The sequence below is a fragment of the Cognataquiflexum nitidum genome (assembly GCF_022538055.1).
GTDB lineage: Bacteria > Bacteroidota > Bacteroidia > Cytophagales > Cyclobacteriaceae > Cognataquiflexum > Cognataquiflexum nitidum.
The window spans coordinates 1-25,812 of the sequence record NZ_JAKZAM010000014.1 but is presented as its reverse complement, the minus strand read 5'-3'; the positions used below and the strand labels follow the sequence as shown (position 1 = coordinate 25,812).

23 protein-coding genes and 1 pseudogene are annotated in these 25,812 nt (G+C 40.2%); 15 read left to right on the top strand and 9 right to left on the bottom strand.

Going from position 1 to position 25,812, the window contains the following annotated elements:
* Positions 1 to 26: 26 nt before the first annotated feature.
* The 6 genes from MMU07_RS11045 (at position 27) to pheS (ending at position 6,158) form a co-directional block, all read left to right on the top strand.
* Positions 27 to 233, top strand: coding sequence for a hypothetical protein (locus MMU07_RS11045; RefSeq protein ID WP_241125937.1), 207 nt, complete (start codon positions 27 to 29; stop codon positions 231 to 233).
* A gap of 14 nt (positions 234 to 247) precedes the next feature.
* Positions 248 to 484: a type II toxin-antitoxin system RelE family toxin gene (locus tag MMU07_RS11040; protein WP_336246188.1), complete on the top strand. Its 237-nt coding sequence runs from the start codon at positions 248 to 250 to the stop codon at positions 482 to 484.
* Positions 485 to 675: 191 nt separating this feature from the next.
* A complete protein-coding gene (locus MMU07_RS11035; protein WP_241125935.1) occupies positions 676 to 3,552 on the top strand; it encodes an outer membrane beta-barrel protein in 2,877 nt (958 codons plus the stop codon).
* Between the two features lie 446 nt (positions 3,553 to 3,998).
* On the top strand, positions 3,999 to 4,538 hold the full coding sequence (locus MMU07_RS11030; RefSeq protein ID WP_241125934.1) for a hypothetical protein: 540 nt from the start codon (positions 3,999 to 4,001) through the stop codon (positions 4,536 to 4,538).
* A 16-nt stretch (positions 4,539 to 4,554) separates the two neighbouring features.
* Positions 4,555 to 4,848, top strand: coding sequence for an STAS-like domain-containing protein (locus tag MMU07_RS11025; protein ID WP_241125933.1), 294 nt, complete (start codon positions 4,555 to 4,557; stop codon positions 4,846 to 4,848).
* Positions 4,849 to 5,129: 281 nt separating this feature from the next.
* Positions 5,130 to 6,158: a phenylalanine--tRNA ligase subunit alpha gene (gene pheS, locus MMU07_RS11020; RefSeq protein ID WP_241125932.1), complete on the top strand. Its 1,029-nt coding sequence runs from the start codon at positions 5,130 to 5,132 to the stop codon at positions 6,156 to 6,158.
* Positions 6,159 to 6,193: 35 nt separating this feature from the next.
* Here pheS and MMU07_RS11015 read toward each other — a convergent pair whose 3' ends face one another.
* The 4 genes from MMU07_RS11015 to MMU07_RS11000 all read right to left on the bottom strand — a co-directional run bounded on the left by MMU07_RS11015 (position 6,194) and on the right by MMU07_RS11000 (position 8,349).
* A complete protein-coding gene (locus MMU07_RS11015; protein WP_241125931.1) occupies positions 6,194 to 6,958 on the bottom strand; it encodes a phosphoglycerol geranylgeranyltransferase in 765 nt (254 codons plus the stop codon).
* Positions 6,948 to 7,322: a hypothetical protein gene (locus MMU07_RS11010; RefSeq protein ID WP_241125930.1), complete on the bottom strand. Its 375-nt coding sequence runs from the start codon at positions 7,320 to 7,322 to the stop codon at positions 6,948 to 6,950. Before MMU07_RS11010 ends, MMU07_RS11015 begins: the two co-directional genes overlap by 11 nt.
* Entirely contained in the window at positions 7,312 to 7,671 is a 360-nt protein-coding gene (locus MMU07_RS11005; protein WP_241125929.1) for a phage holin family protein, read from the bottom strand. The genes MMU07_RS11010 and MMU07_RS11005 overlap by 11 nt, the downstream gene beginning before the upstream one ends.
* Before the next feature lie 66 nt (positions 7,672 to 7,737).
* Positions 7,738 to 8,349 carry a YkgJ family cysteine cluster protein gene (locus MMU07_RS11000; RefSeq protein WP_241125928.1) on the bottom strand — a complete coding sequence of 204 codons (612 nt, stop codon included), beginning with the start codon at positions 8,347 to 8,349 and terminating at the stop codon, positions 7,738 to 7,740.
* Between the two features lie 188 nt (positions 8,350 to 8,537).
* Between MMU07_RS11000 and MMU07_RS10995 the strand changes: the two are divergent.
* The 7 genes and pseudogenes from MMU07_RS10995 to MMU07_RS10965 all read left to right on the top strand — a co-directional run bounded on the left by MMU07_RS10995 (position 8,538) and on the right by MMU07_RS10965 (position 17,913).
* Positions 8,538 to 9,272, top strand: a pseudogene (locus tag MMU07_RS10995) (LOG family protein).
* 2 nt (positions 9,273 to 9,274) lie between these two features.
* On the top strand, positions 9,275 to 10,222 hold the full coding sequence (locus tag MMU07_RS10990; protein WP_241125927.1) for a lytic transglycosylase domain-containing protein: 948 nt from the start codon (positions 9,275 to 9,277) through the stop codon (positions 10,220 to 10,222).
* Positions 10,223 to 10,291: 69 nt separating this feature from the next.
* A complete protein-coding gene (locus MMU07_RS10985; RefSeq protein WP_241125926.1) occupies positions 10,292 to 12,124 on the top strand; it encodes a DUF748 domain-containing protein in 1,833 nt (610 codons plus the stop codon).
* 164 nt (positions 12,125 to 12,288) lie between these two features.
* On the top strand, positions 12,289 to 15,120 hold the full coding sequence (gene uvrA / locus MMU07_RS10980) for an excinuclease ABC subunit UvrA (RefSeq protein WP_241125925.1): 2,832 nt from the start codon (positions 12,289 to 12,291) through the stop codon (positions 15,118 to 15,120).
* Positions 15,121 to 15,213: 93 nt separating this feature from the next.
* A complete protein-coding gene (locus tag MMU07_RS10975) occupies positions 15,214 to 16,266 on the top strand; it encodes a sensor histidine kinase (RefSeq protein WP_241125924.1) in 1,053 nt (350 codons plus the stop codon).
* Between the two features lie 12 nt (positions 16,267 to 16,278).
* Entirely contained in the window at positions 16,279 to 17,013 is a 735-nt protein-coding gene (locus MMU07_RS10970) for a LytR/AlgR family response regulator transcription factor (protein WP_241125923.1), read from the top strand.
* A gap of 144 nt (positions 17,014 to 17,157) precedes the next feature.
* A complete protein-coding gene (locus MMU07_RS10965; protein ID WP_241125922.1) occupies positions 17,158 to 17,913 on the top strand; it encodes a LytR/AlgR family response regulator transcription factor in 756 nt (251 codons plus the stop codon).
* Between the two features lie 73 nt (positions 17,914 to 17,986).
* Here the strand turns inward: MMU07_RS10965 and MMU07_RS10960 are convergent, their stop codons facing one another.
* The 3 genes from MMU07_RS10960 to MMU07_RS10950 all read right to left on the bottom strand — a co-directional run bounded on the left by MMU07_RS10960 (position 17,987) and on the right by MMU07_RS10950 (position 21,958).
* Positions 17,987 to 18,343 carry a hypothetical protein gene (locus tag MMU07_RS10960; protein ID WP_241125921.1) on the bottom strand — a complete coding sequence of 119 codons (357 nt, stop codon included), beginning with the start codon at positions 18,341 to 18,343 and terminating at the stop codon, positions 17,987 to 17,989.
* A 294-nt stretch (positions 18,344 to 18,637) separates the two neighbouring features.
* Positions 18,638 to 19,984 (bottom strand): PhoH family protein, encoded by a 1,347-nt coding sequence (locus tag MMU07_RS10955; protein WP_241125920.1) that lies wholly within the window; start codon positions 19,982 to 19,984, stop codon positions 18,638 to 18,640.
* Positions 19,985 to 20,278: 294 nt separating this feature from the next.
* Positions 20,279 to 21,958 carry a PQQ-dependent sugar dehydrogenase gene (locus MMU07_RS10950; RefSeq protein WP_241125919.1) on the bottom strand — a complete coding sequence of 560 codons (1,680 nt, stop codon included), beginning with the start codon at positions 21,956 to 21,958 and terminating at the stop codon, positions 20,279 to 20,281.
* A 706-nt stretch (positions 21,959 to 22,664) separates the two neighbouring features.
* On the opposite strand from MMU07_RS10950, the gene MMU07_RS10945 reads away from it, so the two are divergent.
* Positions 22,665 to 23,060 (top strand): hypothetical protein, encoded by a 396-nt coding sequence (locus MMU07_RS10945; protein WP_241125918.1) that lies wholly within the window; start codon positions 22,665 to 22,667, stop codon positions 23,058 to 23,060.
* A 449-nt stretch (positions 23,061 to 23,509) separates the two neighbouring features.
* Here the strand turns inward: MMU07_RS10945 and MMU07_RS10940 are convergent, their stop codons facing one another.
* Complete coding sequence (locus tag MMU07_RS10940) at positions 23,510 to 24,013, bottom strand: hypothetical protein (protein ID WP_241125917.1); 504 nt, start codon at positions 24,011 to 24,013, stop codon at positions 23,510 to 23,512.
* Between the two features lie 44 nt (positions 24,014 to 24,057).
* Positions 24,058 to 24,573, bottom strand: a complete 516-nt coding sequence (locus tag MMU07_RS10935) for a regulatory protein RecX (RefSeq protein ID WP_241125916.1) — start codon at positions 24,571 to 24,573, stop codon at positions 24,058 to 24,060.
* A gap of 72 nt (positions 24,574 to 24,645) precedes the next feature.
* On the opposite strand from MMU07_RS10935, the gene tpiA reads away from it, so the two are divergent.
* Positions 24,646 to 25,407 (top strand): triose-phosphate isomerase, encoded by a 762-nt coding sequence (gene tpiA, locus MMU07_RS10930; RefSeq protein WP_241125915.1) that lies wholly within the window; start codon positions 24,646 to 24,648, stop codon positions 25,405 to 25,407.
* The last annotated feature ends 405 nt before the right edge of the window (positions 25,408 to 25,812 follow it).

Below are 25,812 nucleotides of genomic sequence, written 5' to 3'. Positions count from 1 at the left end.
AAACACTTCCAAAAAGTTTATATGATATGAAACCACAATTTGTAACAGACGACCACGGAAAAAAACTTGCCGTCATTTTTCCCATCAATGATTATAATAGGATGATGAATGAGCTTGATGAGCTTGAAGATATTAAACTCTATGATGCTGCCAAAAAAAGAGACCAAAAATTCATAGATGCAGAACAGGCGTTTAAGGAAATCGAGAAAAAACGCGAAGAAAAACAAAAGTGATGTATTAAGTCCGAATTGAGCGCAATGCCATGAAAAAGCTTTCCAAAATTCCAGATCCTTATTATTCCAATATCAAAACAGCCATCTTAGAACTCGGGAACGATCCTCGTCCAAAGGGATACAAAAAACTAAAAGGAAGGGTTGCTTACCGTATCAGGGTGTCCGATTACCGCATTATATACGAAATCCATGACAGCATTCTTCTAGTAGATGTGATTGACCTTGGCCATAGAAAAGAAATTTATGAGTAAAGCCTAAGATTGGTTCCGGTAGGTTTGGACCAGAAAGATGAAATTTTTTTTCACCCGTCTACCAAAATCCCATTTTAAAGGAATCCAATACCCATTTAACATTAATTTTTTCCACTTACAATTTAACCTACTGACCGCTTAAACTTTTTGACTTACTCCAATGTCTAAGCTTAGATAATAATTTTATTCCCATGAAGATTTCTACTTTCAAAATATTTTTCATTTGCTTGTTTTTTGTTTATTCCTATGATTCCCAAGCCCAAAGACCGGAAGGAAGAACGCAAAATCTCATTCTAAAGGGCCGTGTCATCGAAGGTGCGACAAAACAACCGATGATCGGAGCCAATGTCGTGATCAAGACGGTAACAGACTCGGTTTTGGTGAATACAGTCACCGGTGTAGACGGGACTTTTGAAATCAGCCGTCCAAGAATCCCTTCAGTGCTGATTGAGGTTACATTTTTAGGGTTTGTCAAAATCAGCAAAACCCACAACAGAGGTGATGGTCTAGACCTCGGGACTTTGGTTTTATTGGAAGACAGCAAGCTCCTCGGTGAAGTACTGATAGAAGGTCAGATTGTCGTGGGTGAAGTAAAAGGAGATACAACTTCCTTCAATGCAAGTGCATTCAAAACTAGGGAAAACGGTGATGCAGAAGATCTTGTCAGAAAGCTTCCCGGAGTCACCATCCAAAACGGGGAAATCCAGGCAAAAGGGGAGCAGGTCCAAAAGGTTTTGGTGGATGGTCGGGAATTTTTTGGAAGTGATCCATTCCTAGCCTTGCGAAATCTACCTGCAGACGTCATTGACCGGGTGGAGATTTTGGACCAAAGGTCAGATCAATCGAGACTTACTGGATTTGATGATGGTAATTATTCGCGGACTATTAATATCGTCACCAGACCGGATAAAAACACAGGACAGTTTGGGAGATTGTATGCAGGTGCCGGAACACAGGACAGATATGCCGCAGGAGGTAATTTCAATTATTTCAAAGGCACCAAAAGAATCTCTATCATTGGATTATTCAATAACATCAACCAACAAAATTTCTCCTCTCAGGATCTAGTCGGAGTCAATGCCTCAAGTCAAGGTGGCGGAAACAGGGGAGGCGGTGGCGGACGTCCCGGAGGCCAAGGATGGGGAGGCGGAAACAACAACTTCCTCGTAGGACAGGATCAGGGGATCATCACCACAAACAGTGTTGGCTTGAATTACAGTGATAAATTCGGTAAAAAAATCAATTTCACAGGGAGCTATTTTTTCAATTCCACAAAGAATAATCTATTTAAACTTACCAATAGGGAAACAATTTTGTCGGAGACTACCAGGCAATTTTACGAGGAAAGCTTACTCAATACCATCACAAACAACAACCACCGCATCAATGGCAGGATAGAATATGACATCAATCCAAAAAATGCGATCATTATTACACCTTCCCTAAATTTCCAGAGCAACAACACCTACAATGACCGCGACGGTCTCAACCTTTCAGGAAACTTTGATCCTTTGAGTAGTGCAAAGACAATATCTGATGCCGCCACAGACGGATATAATCTTGCCAATAATTTTGTATATAGATACAGGTTTGACAAGAAAGGCAGGACAGTTTCTACCACCGTATTTACCGCCTGGACTAAAAGAGACCAGCTTTCTGACCTCATTGCTGCCAACAGGGATTTTATCCGGGATATCCGCGATACCATCAATCAAGAGACATTCGGACTTTCGGATGGCTTTAACTACCGGGCTACTTTACAATACACAGAACCAGTTACCGAAAAATCGCTTTTGACCATGTCCTACCAAGTGGGTAACAACAAAACCACTTCTGACCAAAAGACCTTCAGCTTGGTGCCAGAAGCAGGCATCATGGTCTTAGATACAGCCTTGAGTAACCAGTTCAACAACAAATTTATTGTCCAAAGACCAAGCGTCGGATACAGTTATAACCTCAAGTCATGGAATATCAATGCCAATTTGGATTACCAATATGCCGTGCAGGACAATGAAAGCTTCTTTCCGAGGGAACAGCTTTTCAACCGCTCCTTCAGCAATTTTCTTCCTGGCCTGAATGCCAATTATAGAAACCAGGAAAAAGGAACTTCCTTTAGGTTGAGGTATAGGACCAACACCCAAGAACCAAGCGTCAACCAGCTCCAAAATGTCATCAACAACCAAAACCCCTTGCAGCTTTCTGTCGGTAATCCAAACCTTGGTCAATCTTTCAGCCATAATGCCTTCATCAATTATTCCAAAATCAACCTTGCCAAGTCCAAAACCTTCTTCACTTTCCTTTCTTTGAACCTTACGGAAGACTTTATCGGTACCAATACTTTTGTAGCACAGACCGATACCTTGATCAACAACCAAATCCTCTTAAAACCGGGCGGGCAGATCAGCCGTCCGGAGAATTTCTCAGGCAACTTCAGGTCACGATTATTTGTCACCTATGGCACGCCGATCAAAAGCTGGAAGTCACAGTTCAATCTGAACTCCTCTGTTTCCTACAACAGGACGCCCGGTATGATCAATGGCCAGAAAAACGCGAATGACAACATTGATTTGAGCCAAGGTTTGACCCTGACGAGCAACATCAGCAAAGACCTGGATTTTTCCGTGTCTACGACGGGGATTTATACCATCGTCAATAGCAGTTTGCAATCAAACTTGGATCAGAATTACTACATCCAATCTTCTAATTTCAGGTTCTACTATTCTCCAAACAAAGGAAAATTATTCATCTCCAACGTGGTCAATAATTCCCTTTATAGAGGACTTTCCCCCACTTTGGATCAGTCAGTTTGGCTTTGGAATATTGAAGCCGGATACAGGTTTATGAAAGACAACAAAGCAGAATTGAAATTGACGGTGTTTGATTTACTCAATCAAAACAATGCCATTGGAAGAAATGTATCGGACGTAGCCATTGAAGATACCTTCACACGGGTTTTGACAAGATATGCCTTATTTACCTTTTCATATAATATCGGAAACTTCAAACCCCAAGCTGCAAATCCTAACCAAGGTATGCCGGGAATGCCCGGTGGAGGAAGGACTTGGTGAGATATGGCAGGTAAAATCAATGAAAATTGTGGGTGAAACAATGGGTTTTACCTCCTGAAATTTTACCGGAAAATTTTTTTCAAAAGTTATAATGGTTTATTTAGTGAAACCTAATTTTTGAATGGATATAGTAATTAAAAATGAGAAGGATTATTCAAAACTCTTTCAAATGATTTCAAATGGTCCACAAACTGAATCTGTTACCATTCATTTGTATAATCATTTTCTCAATCCTTCGGATATTCTCATATTAAGTCAGTTTATAATCATGCAACTTCAGCAAATAGCCAAAAGTAAACCTAAATGTTGAAGAACCTAAAGTTAAAGACTATCTAATTGCGATTGGCCTCTTTGAGTTTTGTTCAAGCAATTTTTTAGAACCTACAGAAATAAAGGAGATTCCAAGCTATACAGCCATGCCGATTCGAAGGGTCAATAGGGAAAACATGAATTATTACATATCAAAGACTCAGGAATTTTTTCAATCCTACTGTGTCAAAAAGGATTTAGGAATTTTGAATATAACTTTATCAGAATTGATCAACGATGTTTATGACCATTCAAAATCTCCTATTGATTCATTGGTTTTCAGTCAATTTTACCCTCATTCAAACGAGATCAAAATAGCCGTATCTGATTTAGGTAATGGAATACCAAGAACTGCAAACTCATATTTTAATAACAAAGGTTGGAATCAAGTATCTCAGGAAAAAGCATTGAAATGGGCACTGAAATTGAATAATACTACAGAATCTCTACCTCATAATGCCGGGCGAGGACTTGATACTATTTGTTCTTTTGTATCAGCAAATAATGGAATATGGATACTCATGTCTAATCAAATTAGAATGGAAGGACTGCAAACTCAAAACAATTTCTCTCAAAATCCGATTGAATATTTTATTGGAACAGTTATTGAAATTACAATAAAAGTTATCAATTTAGAAGACCAAGAAATTATTGATACAATTGATTGGGATTTTTAACCTAGTTTTGTGTGACATGAAAATCAGATTAGCAGATATTGTAGCCGATACTTATACAAATTCCTCGGGACTCGTATTATATACTTTTTTGAAAAGTGTTTTAAACAAAAATGAAATCATTGAACTTTCATTCCGTGATATCTCCGCGCCCTCATCCTCTTTTCTAAACTCTTCTTTTGGAAGTCTTATTGAGGAAATAGGTTTGGAAAATTTTCTTGTGAGGATAAAGCCAAAAGAAGTGACAGCAACCCAAGCGAAGATGTTGAAGCACTACATTCATGGCTTTAAAAATGGTAGGGCAAGTGTTTAGAATAATTTTATCTTCAGCCAAGTACTTCCCTTGACATAATCCTCTATATCATTCCTTTATTCAAAAAAAGAAAGAGACCCATAATAGGTCTCTTTTCTTTTTTTGAAATTTTGTAGGTGGACAGATAATTCCCAACGCTTTTCAACTTTTTTTAAGAAACATTTTTTTGTTGGAAAGTAGACAAATAAAGAGAGGATGATCCATGAGGATTTTGACTTCCAAAAAAGGTGCATTTCCCATCATTTGTTTTAGATTTGTGGCTCTGAAAAATTGAACAAAACATGCATCAGGAAAAAATAGAAGCCATCAAATCCGCCATCTCAGCAGCCGAAGCCGGTAACGAGGATGAGTTGGAGGCTTACAGGATGAAATTCATCAGCAAAAAAAGTGTGGTTGGGGAGCTTTTTGCCGAAATGAGAAATATTCCGAATGAACAAAAAAAGGAATATGGGCAATTGGTCAATGAAGTCAAGCAAATGGCTGATGAGAAATTTCAGGAGCTGATCGATCAGGTTAACCAAGCCAAAAAACAAACCAAATCCTTTGACCAGGACTTGACTTTACCTGCTACCAATGTAGCGGCAGGCGGGATTCATCCTTTGACGTCCACCAGACAGCGGATCATCGAAATATTCGAAAGAATCGGGTTTAACCTTTCTGAAGGGCCTGAGATAGAAGATGATTGGCATAACTTCACGGCCTTGAATTTTCCTGAAAACCATCCGGCAAGGGAAATGCAGGACACATTTTTTTTGGAAAAAAATCCTGACGTGGCCTTAAGAACACACACTTCCTCCGTGCAGGTTCGTGTCATGGAAAACCAAAAGCCGCCTATCAGGACGCTTTCACCGGGAAGGGTATACAGGAATGAGGCGATTTCTGCACGCGCTCACTGTATTTTCCATCAAGTGGAAGGATTATATGTGGATGAAAATGTGGGTTTCGCTGACTTGAAAAACACACTATACCATTTTGCCAAAGAGATGTTTGGCAGGGAAACCAAAGTACGGTTCAGGCCATCTTTTTTCCCCTTTACAGAGCCAAGCGCGGAGATTGATATCAGTTGTCTGATCTGTGGTGGCAAAGGTTGCAATGTATGCAAAGGTTCGGGATGGGTCGAAATCGGCGGCTCGGGAATGGTAGATCCAAATGTTCTCGAAAATTGTGGAATTGATTCCAAAAAATATACGGGTTTTGCCTTTGGGATGGGAATAGAGCGCATTGCGATGCTCAAGTTCCAGATCAAAGACCTCAGGTTATTTACTGAAAATGATGTGCGTTTTCTCCGGCAATTCCGGCCAATGCTTTAAATCAAAGTGCTTTTCGGGAAACCGGGAAGCGCTTTTTAATTGGATAGAATCCTGACTGATTCCAGATATTCAGACACTTCTTTGATCAGGTTTGGATTTTTTCCGGCACCATTGCCGATGACGACAATGTCAGCCCCAGCTTCAAAAGCCATCTGAACTTTTTCCTTTGAATTGAGACCTCCGCCAACGAAAAGAGGGGATTTGATTTTTTTCTTGATGGCTTTGATGATTTCGGGAGCCACAGGATTGGGCGCACCACTTCCTGCATCCAGATAAAAATACTGCAATCCTAAATAATGGCCAGCCAGCGCAGTCGCGACAGCGAGTTCTGGATGATGGTTTGGCAAAGGAATGGTCTGACTGATGTAATGGACGCTTGTGGTCTGCCCGCCATCCACCAACATATAGCCTGTGGGAAGCACTTCTACTTTGGATTTGTCCAAAATCGGAGCGACACTCACGTGCTGTCCGATAAGCAAATCAGGGTTTCTCCCCGAAATCAGAGAAAGAAAAAGGATAGCATCGGCCAAAGGTGAAAACTGAAGGGAGTTCCCCGGAAAAATCACTACTGGAATTTGCTCGGTAATACTTTTGATAAATCTGATGATTTCGCCGACTGTATTTTGTTGGATAAGACTGCCTCCCAAAAAGAAAAAATCTATTTTCAGCTCAATTGCCTCCCTCATCTGTTTTTCAAAAAGTAAAGGAGAATGGATATCATCAGGATCAATGAGCCAGGCAATTCCCTTTCGACCTGAATCAGTCAATTCCCTGAGCTTGAGGCTTACCTTATTTTGCATCCTCTTCAGGTTTGATTTTCGGTTCGTTTAGCCTATTCATCAATTGGTCCCTGCCATAACTGACCACAATGGGAAGCAAAACAGCACTCAGCCTGCCTAGGAATCCCGGCTGATTTTTTTGGGTAAGTTTTGTTTTGATTTCTTCGTCTAAAAGTCCCTCTTTTTCAAGTGTTTCCAACACCTTTTGGGTTTTTTTGTTTTTTTTTCTTCCCAAAAGTTTGATCGTGGCAAATGTGATTAAAGCGCCTGCCAACACCACCCCGCCGACTTTTATCCATTCTTCGGATTCCTTTTTGGCAAGATCAAGTTGCATCTGAAGGGTCTGCTCAAGCTCCTCAGCCTTTTTATTCAGGTCATTCTTCATTGTCTATTCTTTTTTTTGCCTTGAAAACAAAAGCTTTGATCACTTCCTGAAAACCCTTAATGAGGGTCCTTGAGTCTTTAAGGAAGTATAGTAAAACGAGTAAAAGCACATAAATCAAGGCCACATACATAAAGCCTTTGAAGGGCGATCGCATCAAATCGCTCAGGTAAAATGCAAATGAAAAACTGGCAAAAAACAAGACCATTACAGAAACTGTCCCCATGACAATAAGCAAAAATACCCGTGCCATGACTGTAGAAATCTGCTCATTGACTTCATCCTTAACAAGCTGCACCCTCACTTCGATGAGCTGCTTGATCGTTTGTATGATTTCAGATACATTCAGCATATTTGGTAATTTAGGAAGCTCCGATAGATTTTTTATTTCTTTACAATATACGTTAAAAAGTACATTTCAGAAACTTTCTGCTGATTCTGATGTCTCACTTCCTTCATAATATTTGAATCTCAAAACTGCCTCCAAAGCCTTTTGAATAGCGACATTGATTGGCATTTGCTCCGAAGTCAATTGAAAATCAATATTGTACAGCTGAGAGTAAGCATCACTGCTCAAGGGGACAGGCATTCCTTCATTTATGGATATAGAAGCGGCTTGGTATTGTTCTTTTTTTGCTTCCTTTATTTTTTTGCAGGTGATGATTTCTTTTTGTCCGGTTCTGTTTTTCCTAGCGGAGGATCCAAACAGCCTACAAATCATGCCTCTGTTTTGATAATCAGAACAAAATCCCATAGAGGCGTCTGTAGTTGTGGCTTTGTAAATGATGCAAAAATCTTCCTCAGTTTTGGTTTCTAAAATGTCCAAGGCTTTTTCGGCTTTTCCTTTTTGATATAAATCAAAAGCCAAAGGCAAGAACTCAAGTATGGAAGCACTCACTTTTGGATTGGAACAACAGAACCCGCAACCCGAAATACATCCTATCTGACTGGAATCCATAAATAGCCTGATTTCGGCATCCAATTCTTCAAATACCCTTCTTACTTCCTGCGACTTCTGTTGAAGATTCATGTTCCCGATTTTTAAAAGCCTGCGAAAGTAAAAAGAGTTCTGTATCAAAACAATAGCCCTTAACGAATCATTTTTGTGTTTTTGAGTTTTTGTATTTATTAGAGCTTATTTTCCATTCCAATCCATTAAATCTTATATTTAATTGCCATGTTTGGTAACTGGGGTAGAGACAACTTTAATCGAATATAATGAGCAGTAGATTTGACAATTTTGAAGAAAAGAGAGAAGAAAAAATCCGCAGAGCCTTTAAAGAGCGGGATTGGAATGAAATCAAAAGTGCGGATTTATGGGCTATATTTAAGGTAATCGCAGAGTTTGTAGAGGGTTTTGAAAAACTGTCCAAAACAGGACCTTGCGTGTCTGTGTTTGGTTCCGCAAGAACGCCATCGGATAATCCCCACTATATCATGGCAGAAGAAATATCAGCCAAACTCGTACGCCATGGATATGGAGTCATTACTGGTGGCGGACCCTGAATCATGGAAGCGGCCAATAAAGGGGCGAGTTCTGAAAACGGCAAGTCAGTCGGGCTCTGCATCAAACTTCCTTTTGAGGCCAAAGGAAACATCTACATTGATCCTGATAAAATGATCATGTTTGACTATTTCTTTGTCAGAAAGGTCATGTTTACAAAATATTCTCAGGGATTTATCGTACTTCCGGGAGGGTTTGGCACATTGGATGAGCTTTTCGAGGCATTTACCTTAATCCAAACCATCAAGATTGGCAAATTTCCTATCGTCTTGGTAGGGAAGTCGTTTTGGGAAGGACTCATAGATTGGATTAAAAATACCCTTCTTGCAAAATACAAGTATATCAGCGAGGAAGATCTTGGCCTATTTTACCTGGTTGATGATGCTTCAGAAGCAGTGAAAGTCATCGATGATTTTTACAGTAAATATTTACTTACCCCTAATTATTGATTTTGAGACGCTACCATCTTTTTATTATTTATATCCTGATTGCAGGACTTGTGGCCTGGAATCTTTTCCTACAGTTTGGGGAAAAACCCGATAATCCCACCGGTGAAGACGTCCTTGTCCAATCTGCGGAAGGAGAGCAGTTTAGGATCAGCATTCCTGAAGCAAAAGTCAGAATCTTTGAAGTTCCTAAAAAACTTACTTTTGCGGAAGAGCCCGTACCCTTGGATCAGCCCGATATTTTGGAGAGGTTTGAAAGAGAAATTTATGTCAATGTCTATTGGCAGTCCAATATGATTTTGCTTATGAAAAGGGCAAATAAATACTTGCCGACAATTGAGAAAATCCTTCGGGAACAAGGAGTTCCGGACGATTTCAAATACCTGGCAATGACCGAATCAGGCTTGATGAATGTTGTTTCTCCTGCCGGTGCGCGTGGATTTTGGCAGATTATGCCCGGGACTGCCAAGGATTACAAACTAGAGGTAAGCGATGATGTGGATGAAAGGTACCACCTCGAAAAATCAACATTGGCAGCATGCAAGTACCTGAGATCTTCCTTCAGTAAATTCGGCAATTGGACTTCTGTCGCTGCGAGCTACAATATCGGAATCACCGGTATCAGAAAACGAAAGGAAGAACAAAACCAAAGCGATTATTACAACCTCCACCTGGTCGAAGAGACTAGCAGGTATCTATTCCGAATTTTGGCTTTCAAGGAAATATTTGAAAACCCGGGAAAATACGGATTTGAACTTTCAGAGAAAGATAAGTACACGCAGCCACTTTTCAGGGAATTGAAAGTAACCCAATCGATAAATAGCTTGGCTGGCTGGGCAATAAAACACAATAGCAACTACAAAGAATTGAAGATACATAATCCTTGGCTTAGGTCTCAGCAACTCAAAATCAAAAAAGATCAGGATTATATCATTAAGTTGCCTGTAAACTGACTATTTTTTAATCAATATTCGATTTGCATGTTATTTTTTCAATAACTTAACTCAGTGAACCCTCCTGACATGAAAAAATTTTTGATTACGGTTTTTGTCCTGATTCTTATTGGTTTTTTTGCTTTCAAAAGCATTCCAACACTTGTCAACAAGTATTTGAACAGCAATGCTGATAGGTTGATTTCCAATATGATCACCCGGACGAGCAGCTTTGGAGAGCATGAAGTCACGTTTGGCGAGATTGTATTGAATTACGATTATTCAGGGACTTTTCTCAAAATCAGAAATATCCGTGTGACTCCATCTGAAAGCCTGGGAAAAGACATGATTGCGGTCAATCTTACAGTGGACCATGTAGACCTGACAGGTTTTCAGTGGTTTCCTTTTCTTTTCAGGAATACCATCACGGTGGATTCGGCATTATTGGATAATATCAAAATCATTTCCTCCTCCCCACCTTGGGATTCACTTTTTCATGAACCCAAAAAACCAAAGAAAAAAACAGGCAAGGACTATGACCTGATCGAAGTCAAAAACTTCAGATTGAATGACTTTTCGGTTGAAATAAAGAATAACCTGTACGATTCTGTGAGAATTTCATTGGTAAATATGAATGTGAATGCAAAGGAATTTAAACTGACCAAAGAGGACATAGAGAACCCCAAGTCACTTTTTGATGTAGAGATGATTCATGGAAGTATCGAAAAGGCACAATTTCACTTTGACAAATTTCGTCAGTCTACATTGGTAGAGGATATCGACTTTGATACCAAAACAAAAAAAATGTCTATCGGATATATAGGACTGCATAATAAAATGGACCGCTATGCCTACACTTCGCTGTTTGCAGATCGCCAAACTTGGATTGACATCAGTAAGTCAAAAATGGAATTGAGCGGGGTTAATTTTGGTAGTTATTTCAAAAAAGGCATTATAGAAGTGGATACACTCAGTTCTGATGGGCTTCATTTGGAACTTTTTGTGGACAAAAGGAAGAAAAAAGACCTCAAAAAACGACCTCAAATGATCCACAAAACGATAGAAAATCTCAAGCAGATCATCCATATTGAACATTTATTTCTAAAAAATTCCTATATCAAAATCGAAGAAAGGCCCGATAATGCATCACCCCGATCTGCCTTTCTGTATTTTTCAGATATCAATGCCCATATTACCAATGTGTCCAATTATATTGAAAGGAGGGGTAAAAATAGGACATTGGAATTGGACCTTACCGCAAAGCTGATGGGTGAGGGGCCACTTGCTGCCAATGTCAAATTCGATTTGGAAAAACCTGATGGTAGATTCACTCTGAAAGGAACTCTGGGAAAAATAAAGCTCAGTTCCTTGAATACCATGATAGAACCTGAGGCAAAAATCGGATTGAAATCAGGAACCATCAATCGACTGGATTTTAACATCCTTGCCAATGATTACGATGGTTCAGGAGAGCTTATCATCAGGTATGAAAACCTTGAAGTGGAATTGTTGAACAAAAATTATGAGGCAGATGAGAAGGTGTTGAGAAAGATTGGTGCTTATTTGGCCAACAAGATCATCATCAAATCCAATAATCCCAACAAAAAAGGAGAAGTCCAAAAAGGCAATGTATACTTTATAAGAGAAACTCATAAATCCATGTTTGCTTACTGGTGGAAGTTGATTTTTTCAGGGATGAAGTCCACCCTGACCCGTGAAAGCATGGAGGAAATGAAGAAAAAGGCCTTGGATCAAAAATCATCACAAAGCAACTCCGAATCCGCTCAATCCGATAATTCGAATGAAAAATCAGGTGACCCAAAAACATCAAAGAAACTTGAAAGACAAGAAAAAAAGGAGGAAAGAAAAAACCATAGGGAAGAGAGAAAAGCAGCAAAAATTGACAGTGCGCTTACGAATTGACCTGTGAAAAAATTGATCTGTAGCTCCTTTGTGAAAAAAAGGCTGTCACAGATACTTTTTAGTAAACCTTAATCATTTATTCAGGTTTTATGATGGGATTCATCTGGGAAACCCCCTCATTAATTTGTACTTTTGCAAGCTTGAAGAAAATGCAAAATTCCTCCATGTCAGAGCCCTCAGTAGAGAAAAAAGAAGAATTCATCGAAATTTTTGGAGCACGGGAACACAACCTGAAAAACATCGACATCAATATTCCGAGGAATAAATTGGTCGTGATCACTGGGTTGAGTGGAAGTGGAAAAAGTTCACTTGCCTTTGATACTATCTATGCGGAGGGGCAAAGGCGGTACATGGAAAGTTTCTCGGCATATGCCCGCTCTTTCCTGGGAGGAATGGAGAGGCCAGATGTGGACAAGATAAACGGGCTTTCTCCGGTCATCTCCATCGAACAGAAAACGACTTCCAAAAACCCAAGGTCCACAGTAGGTACGGTCACTGAGATTTATGATTTTATGAGATTGCTCTTTGCAAGAGCCGGAGAAGCATATTCCTACCTGACTGGACAGAAAATGATCCGTCAGACCGAAGACCAGATCATCGAGCAGTTATTTGACAAATTTAAAAACCAAAAACTGTATATCCTCGCTCCGATAGTAAAAGGCCGAAAGGGACACTACCGGGAGCTTTTTGAACAGATCCGCAAAATGGGTTTTTCGAAAGTCAGGATAGATGGAGTCGTCATGGATGTGGTGCCAAAGATGCAGGTCGACCGGTACAAGATCCATGATATTGAAATCGTCATTGACAGGATTGTCGCTGAAGAAGAAGACAGATTCCGAATCAGCCAGTCGCTCAAAACCGGACTTCAACATGGCAAAGGCGTCATCATGCTCCGGGATGAAAAAGGAGACATCCACCATTTTTCCAAGTTCTTGATGGATCCTGTCACGGGACTTTCCTACGATGAACCTGCCCCGAACAGCTTTTCCTTCAACAGTCCTTATGGGGCATGCCCTACTTGTAATGGACTCGGGATCATCGAAGAAATTACCATTGAGAATATCATTCCTGACCGGAGCTTGAGTATCAGCAGGGGAGGAATTGCCCCACTGGGTGAATACCGGGATGTTTGGATTTTCAAAAAAGTAGAAGCCATCCTGAAGCATTACAAATGCAGCATTACCACTCCAATAGAAAATCTACCCCAAGAAGTCATAGATATCTTACTCTATGGGGACAAAATAGAAGTGGCTGTAGAATCGGTCAAATACCCCGGTACGGAGTGGAATACCACCTTTGAAGGAATTGTAAATTTCCTTCAAAAACAACAGGAGGGTGGATCAGAGAAAATCCTGGATTGGGTCAATGAGTTCACCACCTCAAAAACCTGCCCTGACTGTAACGGATACAGGCTAAAGAAAGAAGCACTTCATTTCAAGATAGATGAAAAGCACATAGGTGAGCTATCCTTGATGGATATCACAGCATTGGGGAGTTGGTTTGAGGGACTGGAAAGCAGGATGTCTGAAAGGCAGCAGATTATCGGCAAGGAAGTATTGAAAGAAATCAGGAAGCGTATCGGATTTCTTCTCGACATTGGATTGGATTATTTGTCATTAAACAGACCCTTGAGAACACTGTCAGGAGGTGAGGCGCAACGTATCAGGCTTGCCACCCAGATAGGTACCCAGTTGGTAGGAGTGCTGTATATATTGGATGAACCGAGCATTGGACTTCACCAAAGGGACAATGTCAAATTGATCAAGGCCCTTCAGGATCTCCGTGATTTGGGCAACTCCGTCCTTGTAGTGGAGCATGACAAAGACATGATGCTGCTTGCAGATTATGTAGTGGATATTGGCCCCGGTGCAGGAAGACATGGTGGACAAATCGTCGCGGCAGGTACACCAAATGAATTTTTGAAGCAAAACAGCGTTACAGGCAAGTATTTGACGGGTCAGCTAGGCATTGACGTTCCTAAATCGAGACGAAGCGGAAGCGGTTTTTTCCTTGACCTCAAAGGTGCCAAAGGCAACAACCTGAAAAATGTTAACCTCAAACTTCCTTTGGGTACGATGGTCTGTGTCACAGGGGTTTCAGGAAGTGGAAAAAGTTCGCTCATCCATGAGACCTTGTTCCCGATATTGAACCAACATTTTTATAATTCAAAAAAGGAACCTTTGGCATTCGATTCTGTCGATGGCTTGAAGCACCTTGATAAGGTTATAGAAGTAGACCAATCTCCAATAGGAAGGACCCCTAGATCCAATCCGGCCACTTATACGGGCGTTTTTTCGGATATCAGGACATTATTTACCGAACTGCCAGAATCCAAAATCAGAGGATATAAACCCGGCAGGTTCAGTTTCAATGTCAAGGGCGGGAGGTGTGAAGACTGTGAGGGTGCCGGAATGAAACTGATTGAAATGGACTTCCTGCCTGATGTACATATCCCCTGTGAAACATGTAAAGGTAAGCGCTACAACAGAGAAACTTTGGAAGTAAGGTTCAAAGGAAAATCCATCTCCGATGTTCTTGATATGACAGTAGAGCAGGCAGTGGAGTTTTTTGAAAACCAGCCCAAAATCCTCAGAAGAATTCAGACCCTAAATGATGTAGGATTGGGATACATCACCCTTGGTCAGCATGCAACAACTCTCTCAGGAGGGGAGGCACAGCGGGTCAAACTAGCCACCGAACTTTCTAAAAAAGATACTGGGAAGACATTTTATATCTTGGATGAGCCTACAACAGGACTTCATTTTCAAGATATTCAGCATCTTTTGGGAGTATTGAATAGACTTGTGGAAAAAGGGAATTCCGTTTTGATCATCGAGCATAATATGGATATCATCAAAGTCGCTGATTATGTGGTGGATCTTGGGCCTGAGGGCGGGGAAAAAGGAGGGCAGATTCTCGTAGAAGGAACTCCAGAAATAATTGCCAAAGACAAAAGGAGTTACACAGCAAAATTTCTTAGGGAAGAATTGAACTGATAAAAGCATATGACCTCATAAGGCCTTGATTTTACCTATCAATAAAAAAGAATGAGTGAATAAGGTCGGCATGTCTATATTTGAGCTAAGGCCATGAATAGGACGAGATTATATTGGGTATTACAGATTTTGGGTTGGTCAGGATATGCTTTGATCAACCTTTTCTTTGTTTCTTTGGATAGGAGGATCACACCTGTGCAGGTAGGGGCATATTCTTCTTTGGCGGCATTTTATTTTTTGTCCACCCATGCATTTCGATATGCGATCAAAAAATATGGCTGGTTGAATTTTAACTTCCCCAAGCTACTCTCCAACACCCTCCTTATATTAAGTATTCTGAGTATTTTGAATACCATAGCCCAGATAATCATCAGCTGGGTTTTTGGCACACTCAATCCCGAAACTGAATTCAGGCTAATTGTAATTTCGGGAAATATCTTTGTCAGTTTCCTGTTTTACTCACTTTGGAGCATGGTTTATTTTCTATTCCACTTTTTGGATAGCTATAACCAATCGCTGAGGTACCAGGCCAAGATCAACGAAATCCAGCTAAATCACCTTAAAAGCCAGCTGAACCCCCATTTTATTTTCAATGCCCTAAACAGCGTCCGGGCATTGGTAGATGAAGATCCGGGCAAAGCCAAGCTTGCAATTACCCAGTTGTCTAATATTTTGAGGTTTTCACTCATGATGGATAAAAAGCGGACGATTGACTTTGAAAATGAAATCAATACCGTAAAAGATTACCTTAACTTGGAGACCATCCGGTTTGAAGAAAGACTTCAGGTCAAATATGATATAGAGCCGTCGGCATTTGATTATAAAATCCCCCCTATGATGCTGCAGACGATCGTCGAAAACGCCATCAAACATGGAATATCCAATAGAGTAAAAGGGGGGATAGTTGAAATCAATTGCAAAGAAGGAATCACTGATGACCTGATCATTCAGGTTAAAAATAGCGGCCAACTGAAAAGTAACAGCATTGGCAGAAAAAAAGAAAGAGAGGGTCACGGTATCAACAATACTGTGCAGCGTTTGAAGCTAATCTATGGTGACCGTGCTTCCTTCAAGATTTACAATTCAGAAAGTGATTTTGTAATTACCGAAATAAAAATTCCAAAACAAAACCCTACATTAGGTTAAAAATTCAATAAGATGAGAGCACTTGTAATAGACGATGAAAGACTGGCTAGGAAAGAACTGATCAACCTGCTATCCCAATATGACCAAGTTGAGATTGTTGGCGAAGCCAACAATGTGGATGATGCCAAAGAGAAAATCGAAGCACTTGCCCCGGATGTGGTCTTTCTCGATATTCAGATGCCTGAAAAAACAGGGTTTGATTTATTGGAAGAACTGGACAATGTCCCCCATGTCGTATTTACCACGGCTTATGATGAGTATGCCATCAAGGCATTCCAGGTCAATGCATTGGATTACTTATTGAAACCCATAGAACCAAAGCGATTGGGAGAGGCGATAGAACGCCTTTTGAAAAAGTTGAATGAAAACCAAGACAAATCTGAAGACTTGGGAGCTTTTGCAGGAAGAAAGCTGACACTTGAGGACCAGGTATTTGTCAAGGATGGAGACCGCTGCTGGTTTGTAAAATTATCCAACGTAAGGCTTTTTGAATCTGACGGCAATTATATCAAAGTTTATTTTGACAATTTCAAGCCAATGATCCACAAATCCCTTAATGCCTTGGATGAAAGACTGAGTGAAAAATCATTTTTCAGAGCAAGCAGAAAACACATCATCAACCTGAGCTGGGTGGAGGCCATCGAGCCCTGGTTTAACGGTGGATTGGTAGTAACACTTAAAGGCGGAGACCGAATCGAAGTAAGCAGAAGACAAGCTGCCCGATTCAAGGACATGATGAGTTTGTAAAACGAAATAATCGATTATTTGAGAAATTTCAAATAAATATTGATTGTGAAAACTAAATTTTGTAAATAGTCACTTCTATAATTTTCACCACCAATAAATATTATTTAATAGTAATTATAACGTATTATTTCCCGAAAAAAATATATGAAAGAGGAAAGAATTCTGATCGTCGAAGATGATGTAAACATAGCCGAAAACATTGAAGAGATTTTAGAACTTTTAGGTTACGTCAACATTGACATCGCAAACTCCGCCAACCAAGCCATCAAAGTCGTCAAAAAATATAGACCTGACTTGGTATTTATGGATATCAAGCTTAAAGGTGATAAAGATGGTATCGAACTTGGAGAGATCATCAAACAAATGGTGGATGCTCCCTTGGTCTATGTGACCTCCTACAGTGACCCAACAATCATTGAAAGAGCAAAGAGAATCAATCCTGCAGGCTTTATTGTAAAACCATTCAATACGAATGACATCCACGCTATCGTGGAGATCGTGCTTTACAACAAAAGAACCAAGCCAGCAGCAGAGACAGTAGCGGTAAGGACAAAAGACGAAAGTCCCTACCTTGTCGTAGACGCTGTTTTCATCAAAGCAGACAATGCCTATGAAAGGGTTCCTTATGAGGAGATCTATTATGTGGAAGCCAACGGAAATATGGTTACCATTTACACCAAGGCACGGAATTTTACCATCAGAAAATCAATGAAAGACATGGAGGAAAAACTTCCGCCACATCTTTTCCTGAGGGTGCAAAAGTCATTTATCGTACAGCTTGCACAGATTGAGAGCTTCAACACCAAAGATATCAACCTTAAAATGGGTGCTGTAGTCCAAGTCGGAAGGCAATACTACAATAGCTTCCTTGCGAAGTTGAATACAATCACTGAAAGTTAATTTTTCAGAAAAAAAGAAAAAAGGTGAGCATGACTCACCTTTTTTTTTTCAAAAAACCAAACAATCAACTAAACTATCGTAAAAGGTAAAACTCGTGGCCTCCTGAAGCCGTGACGAACAATCCTTTATCAAAAGAGTCTTTAAATTTTTTCTTTATCTCTTCTCTATCTCCATAGAATTCTGCGACCACCTCTCCGAATTTATTGATAATGGTGATAGTAGGAAGCTCTTTCATATCAGAAAGATCCAATTCAAATTCTTGGATTACATTATCCTTAACTTCTCCGAATCCTTTATTGTATTCCATTGGGATTACCTCGTTGATTTGATCAACTTTCGCCTCAGCCTTTGCGGCCCACAAGATTGTCAATGCCATCATTAATCCTAAAAAGGCACAAACTGTTTTTTGAGTTAAAATAGTTGGTTTCATTTTCTTTAATTTTTATTACACTGTGTAAGGTTTGATTTTTTTTCCTGTGTTCGTTGTTACAGTTATTGTTCATATGCCAAATTCTGATCCTAAATTTATAACATATTGTAAATCAACGTTTAATATATATTTTGTACCATAATAAGTGTACGTATTTGAACACCGCATTTACAGATACGATACAGGTGGATAACACGAAAATATTGGATATTGGTTGCCCAAAAAAAAGTTAAAAAATAAAAAAACCGATAGAATTCGAAATATTCTATCGGTTAATTAAAAATTTATTAATTCTTACAGAAGATCATTTGCCAAATTGGCCAATTCCGATCTTTCCCCCTTTTCTAACTTGATATGGGCATATAATGGATGGTCTTTTACCCGATCTATCAAATAAGATAAACCATTACTCTGACTGTCAAGATATGGTGTATCGATCTGAAAGATATCTCCGGTAAAAATGATTTTTGTATTTTCCCCGGCACGGCTGATGATTGTCTTTATTTCGTGTGGCGTGAGGTTTTGTGCTTCATCCACAATAAAGAAAATATTGGAAAGTGACCTTCCCCGGATATAAGCCAAAGGTTGTATGACCAATTTCTCCTGATTTACCAATTCTGTGATTTTTTGAAACTCCTTGTCCGACTCCTTGAACTGGTTTTGGATAAACTTCAGGTTGTCCCAAAGGGGCTCCATATAGGGATTGAGCTTGGATTTGATGTCACCCGGAAGGTAGCCGATGTCCTTATTGCTCAGGGGAACGATAGGCCTTGCGAGGAAAATCTGCTTGTAATCCCTTCTTTGCTCCAATGCCCCGGCTAGTGCCAAAAGCGTTTTTCCTGTTCCCGCCACACCTTGGATGGAGACGAGTTTGATCCTTGGATTTAGGATGGCATGCAAAGCAAAAGCCTGCTCGGCATTTTTTGGTTTGATGTTATAAGCGAGCTTCTTATCGACCCTTTCGAGCATATTATCTTCCGAGTTGTAGTATGCCAACACAGAATTTTTGTCACTTTTGAGGATATAGAAAGCATTGGCCTTCCGTTTTTTATTTCCCAAAACCAGCTTGGCCTCTACAGAATGGTTTTCATATAGCCTGTTGATAATATCCGGTTCTATGCCGTCAAGGATATATTTTCCTGTATTTTCAAGTTCTGAGAGGTTTTTGATTTTTCCCGTCTCGTAATCCTCTGCATGGATATCAAGGGACTTTGCTTTGAGTCGGAGGTTGATGTCTTTGCTGACCAGGATTACTTTCCTGCCCTTTTCCATTTGTTGGCAATGAAGTGCGGCATTGAGGATTTTGTGGTCGTTTTTTTCTTCACCAAAGATCAGGTTGGCATTGATATTATTGTCAGGGTTCATCAATACCCGAAAATATCCTTTGGTCTTCCCATTCAGTGGGGTCCAATTGTGGATCATGTTATCTTTGGCTAACCCGTCGAGCAGCCTGATAAATTCACGGGCCTCAAAGTTTTTGGTGTCGTTTCCCTTTTTGAACTGATCGAGCTCCTCCAATACAGTAATCGGGATGACCACATCATGCTCCGCAAAGTTCATGATGGAGTTGTGCGCGTATAGGATTACCGAAGTATCCAACACAAAGATTTTCCGGTCTTTATCAGATTTAGCTCTAGGCATAGATTAATAATTTACTAGGTTTTTGTTAGTAAAAAGATAGAGAAATAAAAAATAGATTACCATTGTATCAATAGAAAATAAGATTGTTAACGAAATGGAAAATCTTAGACTGTTGATTTTCAGGGGGAAAAGTTTGTAGAACAGGGCAAAAGATAACATGAACATCCATGCTGTCCTCCCACCCAAAAAAACGAATTGTTTTTTTCAAATAGCAAGGCAAATTCCTCAATAAGGAAAATGGACAAACCCTTTATTTCCGCACCAGTATCAATCAATATCCATTAATATCCAATATCAATTCAATATCCTATAAATCTTCCCGTCCGCCTTGGTCAAAACGTAAACCTGACCTGATTTATCCTGACCAAATTTCAAATCTACCCTTGGTTTGCCACATAATTCCTGTAAAGTAGTCTCCCTTCCTTCATACTTGATTCCGACTTTTTGCATCTTGGGAGCAGCCGATTCATTCAGATCGGAAACAAAAACCTTTCCCGATGGCACATCTCCGAAAAGGAATTTCCCCTTGAAGATCCCTGAATTTGGGAAATACCCCGCAATGATCGCCAAGCCCTCATCATGGTCAAACTGCAAAAAAGGGTAAGTTGCTCCTAATTTTTCATCGTCTGAGGGCAATGCATAGACCTTGTCCATATCACCTTTTGGATTGATGACAAAAGATCCTTCCCTACGCGGCCAACCATAAAACTTCCCCGGCTCAATTAAATTGATTTCTTCGATATGTTTGTGCCCTATCTCTGAAGCCATCATCCTTCCCCTTGGATCCCAAAAAATCCGGTTTGGATTCCTGAATCCATAAGCAAAAACTTCAGGTGCTTTATTCAATTGACCGGCAAATGGATTGTCTTTTGGGATGCCGTATTTTCCGTTTTTGCTATTATTTCCTTGTGGATCTATCCTCAATATGCTGCTCCAAACAGCACTCCCTTTGTGGTCTGAAATAAAGTCGAAACCATTTTCGGCACTGCCGCCGTCACCGATCCCTATATAGAGCAAACCATAATCCTGATCTCCCTTTTTGGCATGGGGATTAAAGGCAATTTCCTGCATGCCGTGAATCTGGGTAATGACATTTACGCGGAGGAGCTCGCGGCTTTCTCCAACAAAGGGTTTTGAGGAGGGGTTGGATGTTTTCCATTCGGTAAGTACCCACTGCATCGTCACTTTGATGCTGTCGGCATAGGCAAAATCCACAGTCTTGGAACCAGGCTTCTCGGTATGGGAAGTATAGAGTAATCCATTGTAGACATATTCGGGATGAAATGCATAGCTGCCAAATCCTGTAGCCAAACCCGGTTTGGATACAAAATCCGGCCGAAGGGCTCTCAGGTCAAAGAATACCTTTGGCTTTCCATTGACCAGCTCATACATTTTCCCATGCTGATCCTGCACAAACAGCCTCCCTGAAACAGGTTCACTTTCCATTTTGGTGATTTTGGCCAAAGGTGAAATGGAATCGGAGGCGGGGATTTGGGTAAAAAATTCAAGTTCTAAAGACAACCCCGAATCCATTGTTTTTTCCGGAATCGGGTCTTCCAAGGCTTCTCCAGCTGCACTTTCTAATTCAGCCACCGGCCCAAAAGAATGCATGTAACTTAATAATGCATCTATTTCGTCCTCTGAGAGTAGATTGAATGCCGGCATCAGGACTTTATATTCCTCCGTTAACATTTTGGTCCGCTGATCTCCGTTTTCCAAGAGCTGTTGTGGATTTTTGATAAAGGATTTGATCCATTCAGCCTCGATTTGGGAAGTCAGGCCGGTGAGATTGGGACCGATAGTCTTTTGGGTGAAGTTGTGGCAGGAAGAGCAATTTTGTTCAAACAAGGACTTGCCAAAGGCTATTTGTTCTGAGTCAGTAGGGATATCCTGACCAAAGGGATGGTTACTTTTTGTGTTGCATCCAATGATCAGTAGGTAACCTAAAGCAATGGACAGGGCTTGTTTTTTCATTAAAGCATTTCTTGGGATTACCTTAAACCTAAAAATTTTTAGTCAGGATTGAAATAAAAATATTCAGGCGGTGAGATCAAAACAATCGAACAAACGAAAGATAGGTTCAGACCAATTGAATAGCAAATTCAGAAATATGTATGTACGCTTTCTTTCCACAAACCATGTAAAACTCGGATTGAAAATCCATTGCAGTTGCTATTGACTGTCGACAGTGGGCTACGGAATGACTATCTGAAGTTTAAATCTTTATGATAGTGGCAAAGTAACGGGCTCATATTCAGGAAAATATGAAGGCGTAATTGCAAATCCATGTCCTCAAACTGAACCAAAAATACAGATTAATGATGCAGCCTAGTTTCAAATTATTTTTGTCTATGGAGGGATCGGATATTTGATAAAATAATCAGATATTTCAAGGAAAAGCAGCGGCTGAGTCGTCGTCATTTAATGTAAAAATACCCTTTGCTTAATTAGAAATAGGATAACAAATATGATAATCTTTGGCATTAAAGCAACTCAAGTTGCAAGTGAAACCATCAATGAAAATTGTTCAAGCTGTGGTACCCCAAACAGTATCCAAATGACAGTTTTTCAAAAGTATGCCCACATTTTTTGGATACCCTCTTTTCCTATGGGTAAAACAAGTTTAACCCAATGTTCACATTGTAAACAAGTCCTTGAAAAAAAGGAATTTTCAAGAAACTTGAATACCAATTATGAAATTCTAAAATCAAAAAGCAAAACTCCAATCTGGACATTTTCCGGGATAGCCATTTTTACTGCGTTTATAATTTGGGGAGGCATTATTTCAAAACAAAAAGAAGAGTTAAATGCAAATCTGATTTTGACACCTCAAAAAGGGGATATCTATGAAGTAAAATTAGACCGCAGACAATACACTTTATATAAGGTAGAAAAAGTTTCGGGAGATACAGTTTTCATTTTATTCCATCAGTATGAGACAAATAAAAAATCAGGTCTTCGTGGTTTGAAAAACAAGGGTGACGGAGGATTTATTGAGGAGGAGCCCCTACCAATCTTGAAAACGGATCTAAAAAGCATGTTGGAAACAAGGGAAATCATGGATATTGAAAGATAAGTATGGTAAGTGAAAACCAATTTGACTGTAGTTTGAAGTTTAATTGCGAGTATGGGTAAGGTTTGTCTACCCCTTTTTTCATCCATGTATCAGTAGCATGCAATAGGAATCTTTGACCATTTGGCATGATTTTACCATGATAATGTAGAAAATCCATGTCGGCCAAAATGTCAACAGCACTTTGATTATCTGTTTCTTCCCCTTTTTCCTAACCAGCCTTGATGGAAGTGATGCAATTGGACTAGTCAACCACACGCTCAAACGAAAGATAGGTCTCAGTAGGTTTAATTACAAATTCAGAAAAATATAAAGGCGTAGTTATAAAGCATGCCAAACAGAAACGCAATTCTACACCTGTCCGGAGGCCATAGTTACGGTGGAGTAGGATGAGTAAGAATAAGAATTACTATCTTCTGAAAAAAATAATACCACCTGATCGGTGGATTTATCTATGCTATTTTAAGCTTGAGTTCGCCTTTGCGTTTGATGATTTTGAGCTCGAAGTACTGATTTATAAAAAACTTGCAGTGGTTTTCAGACCATTCTGCCCTGGATTCAGTATCAAAAAGTAGGGTCATGCGAAGCATTGTTTTCACATATTGCTCGTGATATCCGAGTTCGTGAACCCACTGAATCAACTGCAAAGACCAATCTTCCTGAAACTTTTCCAAATGTGTCCTTCCATCAAAAAGCAGTTCCAATTGGTTGTCTTTGTTCTTGAACCTATATATCCCGCACAGCTGTCTGTAAATCATCCTCAGCCTATCCGTGGGATACTCATATGAGTCAATGATTTTGCCAAAGGTTTCATCCATCAGCATCAAAGGATTGTAAAGTTGGGTGTAGGATTTTTTGAGTTCAAAAACCATCACTTCAAGCATTTGCTCTTCCAAAATGGACTGGGCCTGCCTTAAAATGTAATTTTTGTCAAGTGGAAATAACTTTTGAATCATTTGGCTATCAAATCTTTTGCAAATTAGCCTTTTGCTTTCAGAAATTAAAGATTTTGTCCTGAAAAAACAGTTTCTACGGCACTTTGCACCACATCACTTTCAAATCCCCTACTGATCAGGTACTGTTGGATTTTGTATTTCTTCCTAAAAAGGTCAGGTTCTTTGATGAAACCGGATTTTTTCTCCACTAATTCCAGGAGCTTTTGCCAATACTCTTCCGGATCGATTTCCTTCATACCTGACTTGATGCAGTTGGGGCTGACTTTACGGAGTTTGAGTTCTTGGGTGATCTTGTTTTTCCCCCATTTCTTGAGATTGAATTTACCCCTGACAAAAGCCTGCGCAAAGCGCTCTTCATTCAAAAAACCCTCTTCGATCAAATGGGAGATCAATTCCTCGGCCTGATCTCCAAAGAGTCCCTTTTCGGCCAATTTGGTCCTGACCTCCTCCTGACAGCGCTCTTGGTATGCGCAGTAAGCCGCGATTTTCACCTTGGCTTCTGCCACTGACCAATACTTTCTGGGCTGATCGGGATTATATTCTTTTCTTGGGTAGGACATTTTATGTAATTTTAGCCCAAAGTAACTTTTGAAGTTATTTTTTTCAAATCTAACCATCAAACCGAAGAAACCATGCGCAAAAAAATTGTAGCCGGAAACTGGAAAATGAACCTCAACCTGGAAGAAGGCCAAAAACTGACTTCTGAAATCGTCAATATGCTGAAGGATGAAAACATCAAAGATGTCACCGCCGTCCTCAACCCTCCTTTTGTACACCTTTATCCCGTCAAAAAACTGATCGGGGACACGCCAAATCTTTTTCTTGGTTCGCAGAATTGCTCCGACAAAGCCTCCGGTGCTTTTACAGGCGAAACTTCCGCCGGCATGTTGGCTTCCTTCGGTGCGACCTATGTGATCATCGGACACAGCGAGAGAAGGGAATACTTCAAAGAATCAAACCAATTACTGACCGAAAAAACCAAGCAGGCACTTACCAATGGACTGACGCCGATCTTCTGCTGCGGCGAACCATTGGAAATCCGTGAAGCAGGTACGCATGAAGCGTATGTGAAACAGCAATTGACTGAAAGTTTGTTTGACTTTTCTCCTGAAGAAATGTCCAAAATCGTCATTGCTTACGAACCAATCTGGGCCATCGGAACAGGAAGGACTGCTTCTTCTGATCAGGCACAGGAAATGCATGCGGCTTTGAGAAGTCACTTGGCGAGCAAATTCGGCAAAGAATTGGCAGACAATATTTCTATCCTCTATGGCGGTTCGGCAAATCCCGGCAATGCGAAAGACCTTTTCTCCAAGCCTGATGTGGATGGAGGATTGATCGGTGGTGCTTCGCTGAAGTCTAGGGATTTTGTGGAGATTGTGAAGTCGTTTTGAGGTAGGAAGGTAGGAAGTATGGAAGTAAGGATGATGGGAAGTAAGGAAGGATGAAGGATAGCGTCCCTACCAATTTAAGCTTTGTCGTGGCCAGCACTCGGAGCCTTTAACATTTGGGAAATGTTCAGAAATGGAATAACGGTTGGTGTTACGTCATGCTGAACCGGAGCTTGCGGAGGTGAAGCATCTCTTAAAAGAGACACTTCACTACGTTCAGTGCGACGACCCGGATATTCACGTCATTGGTAGTGAGCGAAGAGTCTCACCGGAAGAAAATGAGATCCTTCAGTTCCCGTAGAAAACGGGACAGGCTGTGCCTCCTTCAGGAGGTCATGTACTGAAATAGGTTGACACAATTTAATTCAAAATTGTAAACCTATACACGGACAAAATGCGTGAATCAGA